The following is a 2,638-nucleotide window of genomic DNA, read 5'->3' as shown; positions in this document are numbered from 1 at the left end:
ACCTTGTCTATACGGCAACTAATGCTGAAAAACTGACAAAGATCATTTTTATCGTTGACCGTTCTCTTTACTTTCCGGGATTAAATCAGGGTACTTTGGGGCATATTAATGATAGGAAATATGCAGGGAGTTTTGATACCGTTAAATCTGGCCGGTCAGGGACCCACGATTCAAATTGTGATAGGGATCGGGCCGTTTGAGGGCATTTATTTCAATAGCCTGGGGGCCACCCTTCAGTGTATGTTGAAGAACTGTGTGGAGGCATTGCTCTCCGGGAAATTTTATCGTGGCTTATGAAAACTGCTGTAGAAGAATATGTCGATCAGCAGGTGAAATGCCATCACTGCGAAGAGGAATGCAGAAACGACCATCTTATTTTTGATGGTAAAGATTTCTGCTGTGTAGGCTGCAAAACTATCTATGAGCTATTTCAGACAGATGACCTGCGTGAACTCTATGAGACAAGGAATAAATCCAATCCTCACCTTGCCGGCAAGTACGATTTTCTGGAAAACAAAGAGATCAGGGATAAGCTATTAAGCTTTCAGTCCGAGACATATAACCTCATTCAGCTTTCATTGCCAGATATCCATTGCAGTTCCTGTGTGTATGTACTGGAGAACCTGGCAGACTTCCATCCGGGAGTTATCCAATCTACCGTCAACTTTTTAAAGAAAACGGCAGAGATCAGGTATAACCCAGCGGTGATCCAATTGCCTGAGCTGGCGGGATTGCTATCTTCTATCGGTTATCCGCCGCAATTTGATGCAGATAGCCAAGAGCAAAAAAGGAGGAAGAACAGCTCGTCCTTATCGGTTAAGATAGGCGTTGCCGCTTTCTGTTTTGGCAATATTATGTTGCTCAGCTTTCCGGAATATCTGGGGATTGATGAGTCAATGGACGACTCTTTCAAAGAGTTCTTTGCCTACCTCAACATACTGCTGGCATTACCGGTATTGCTTTATTCGGCCCGTGACTACTTTATTTCGGCTTACAAAGGCTTGAAAAGTAAGTTCGTAAATATCGATGTACCCATCGCTTTGGGTATAGTGGCCCTGTTTGGCCGCAGCCTTTATGAAATACTGACCCAAACAGGAGCGGGCTACCTCGATTCGCTGGGCGGGCTTGTGTTCTTTCTGCTAATAGGCAAATGGTTCCAAAGCAAAACCTACGAGAACCTTTCCTTTGAGCGTGATTATAAATCGTACTTTCCATTAGCGGCTACCCGGATAGACAATGGTGTAGCTACAGCCATACCTATTGCCGACCTCAAAGCCGGTGATGAGGTGATCATCCGGAACCATGAAATTATACCTGCTGATGCTGTTTTGCTGAGCGAAAAGGCCAATATTGATTATAGTTTTGTCACAGGTGAGGAAAAACCCGTTGCGATGACAGCCAATGATCAGCTTTATGCCGGTGGCAGACAGGTTGGTGAACGCATAACAGTAAGGATCACAAAGCCAAGCTCCCAAAGTTACCTTACCTCTTTGTGGAATAACCATGCTTTTAAGGTTACTGATGAATTGGGAACAGAGGAAATCACGAACAGGATAAGCAAATATTTTACTTTTATCATCCTTGCCATAGCGGTGGTTTCAGGAATAGTGTGGTTTCTGGTTAGCCCGGAAAACATGTGGCAGGTGATCACCGCTATACTCATTGTAGCCTGTCCGTGTGCATTGGCGCTATCTGCACCTTTTACCAATGGCAATACCATCCGTATTTTTGGCAGGAACAAATTTTACCTCAAATCGGCCCCTACGGCAGAAAAGCTCAATGCTGTAGATACCATTGTATTTGACAAAACTGGTACGCTCACGGAGAGCGGGGAAGGTAAAGTGAAGTTTTTCGGCAAAGCCCTGACTAAAGAGGAGGAGGGCATGGTCAGAAAGCTGGTAGAAAACTCAATTCACCCGGTAAGTCAGAAGATCAGAAAAAGCCTGCGGGCAGCGGACTTTACCATGGCTGATTTTAAGGAAATTCCGGGCAATGGTCTGCAGGGCGTGGTCAATAGTCATTTGCTCAAACTTGGCAAGCCTGCTTTTGTGGAGATGGAAGATGTGAAAGACGAACCGGGCAGGGTTTATCTTGCCATAGATGGTATACCCAGGGGCTACTTTGAAGTGAGCAATCAGTACAGGGAGGGGTTGAAGGCTCTGGTGGCCCGTTTGGACGGCTATAAACTGGCGATCCTTTCGGGGGACAATGATCATGAACGGCCACAATTAGAGGAAATATTTTCCGGGCAGACAGAGATGAAGTTTAGACAGCAGCCCCAGGATAAGCTCGATTATATCAAAGCTCTACAAGCCCGGGGGCACAGGGTGATGATGCTGGGCGATGGCCTTAATGACGCAGGAGCCCTCAAACAGAGTGATGTAGGTATAGCAGTTACCGAGGATGTGTCATCATTCTCTCCGGCGTGCGATGGTATTCTGGAAGGTGGACAATTGAAGCACCTTGCGGCATACCTGGACTATGCTAAGTATGGTAAAAATATTATTATCGCCAGTTTTGTTATATCATTTCTGTACAATGTGGTAGGGCTGACCTTCGCGGTGGCCGGGGCACTAACGCCCATATTTGCTGCGATATTGATGCCGCTGAGCAGTATTTCAGTGGTTGCGTTTACAAC

2 protein-coding genes are annotated in these 2,638 nt (G+C 45.9%); both read left to right on the top strand.

Annotation, left to right across the window (positions count from 1 at the left end; translation table 11 throughout):
* Nucleotides 1-200, top strand: a 200-nt coding sequence (locus tag E1163_RS30930; RefSeq protein ID WP_221417934.1) for a hypothetical protein, incomplete at its 5' end; no start/stop codon positions are given.
* Between the two features lie 93 nt (nt 201-293).
* The coding region (locus E1163_RS05060) for a heavy metal translocating P-type ATPase (RefSeq protein WP_185155965.1) at nt 294-2,638 on the top strand (2,345 nt) is incomplete at its 3' end.

Origin of the sequence: Fulvivirga kasyanovii (genome assembly GCF_009711405.1) — a bacterium.
GTDB lineage: Bacteria > Bacteroidota > Bacteroidia > Cytophagales > Cyclobacteriaceae > Fulvivirga > Fulvivirga kasyanovii.
The sequence above is the reverse complement of the archived record's forward strand: the minus strand, read 5'-3'. Positions and strand labels throughout refer to the sequence as shown.